The following is a 1,220-nucleotide window of genomic DNA, read 5'->3' as shown; positions in this document are numbered from 1 at the left end:
GCATCGACGAGCCGCACGTACTGGGCGGAGGCGGCGACCGAGCCCAGGCAGAGCGCGAGCACGACGACCACCGCGGGCAGGACGACGGCGAGCTCCGCGCTCGCCGAGCCCTCCTCCTGCGCGGCGCGCGACGCGAGGCGCCGCCGGGCGCCGCTCACCCGCCGGACGTCAGCGCGCGGGTGACCAGGTCGGTCAGGATGCCCCTGACCTCGTCGCCCTTGAGGATCACGACCAGCAGCCCCGCGAAGCCGACCGCGGCCATCGTCGCGATCGCGTACTCCGCGGTCGCCGATCCCTCCTCGTCGGCCAGTCGCGCTCCCCAGCCGCTCCACCCCGCCGTCGTCCCGCGCCGCACGCCTCGTCCGTCGTACCCGTTCATCTCCGCTGCTCCGTCCCGCCCCCTGTGCCGTGCCCCGCGACGAGCATCGCCGAGCCGCCCCGGCACCGCGGGCGGCCCCTGCGCGATCCGTGCAGAGTCCGCCCGGACCGCGGGTGGGGAGGAGCACCGTCACGACGTCGCCGCGAACGTCGACAGCAGCACCGACACGATCATCGGAGCCACGCCCAGGAGGAGGAACGCCGGCAGCACGCAGACCCCCAGCGGCAGCATCAGCATCACTCCCAGCCTGGCCGCCCGCTCCCGGGCCAGACCCGCCGCGCGCAGGCGCACGAGCGTCGCCTCGCTGCGCAGCAGACGACCGGCCGGCACCCCCGCACCACTGGACAGCGCGAGGATCGCGTCGGCCCCCTCGAGCGCCCGGGCATCGGAGGCGAGACCGCACTCGGCGAGCGCCGCGAGGACCTGCGCTCGCGCCCGGTCGATCGCACCCCCGCCCGCGAGGGCGACCGCGAGCAGATCCAGCGCGAGGCCCGGAGCCGCGTCACCGTGATCGGCCCCGCGGACGAGCCGGCGCGTCCAGAGCTGCGCGAGGACCATCAGTCCCGCCCCGGCTCCCAGGCAGACGAGCCCCGGCGCCGTGCCCAGGAGCACGCCGACCACGTCGAAGCCGAGCAGGGAGCCGAAGCCGAGGCCGACGAGCGGGAGCGCCCCGACGACCCGGCCGGTGGCCGCGGGACCGGCCAGCGCCACGTCGATGTCGCGACGGGCCCGACCCGACTCGCGCATCGACTCGGCCAGTTCGGCCAGAGCCGCGGCGACCGGCGCTCCGGAGTCGGCGGCCACCCGCCACGACGCGGCGAGGGCCGCCCACGCGGCCTCC

2 protein-coding genes are annotated in these 1,220 nt (G+C 77.1%); both read right to left on the bottom strand.

What is annotated here, in order from left to right:
• Positions 1–154: 154 nt before the first annotated feature.
• On the bottom strand, positions 155–379 hold the full coding sequence (locus NB037_RS19270) for a DUF4244 domain-containing protein (RefSeq protein WP_251948673.1): 225 nt from the start codon (positions 377–379) through the stop codon (positions 155–157).
• Positions 380–508: 129 nt separating this feature from the next.
• A partial coding sequence (locus NB037_RS19265; RefSeq protein ID WP_251948670.1) for a type II secretion system F family protein occupies positions 509–1,220 on the bottom strand: 712 nt, incomplete at its 5' end.

The sequence above is a fragment of the Rathayibacter rubneri genome, from assembly GCF_023743255.1.
Taxonomy (GTDB): Bacteria; Actinomycetota; Actinomycetes; order Actinomycetales; family Microbacteriaceae; genus Rathayibacter; species Rathayibacter rubneri.
Note: the sequence above shows the minus strand (reverse complement) of the source record. Positions and strands in the feature narration are given on the sequence as shown.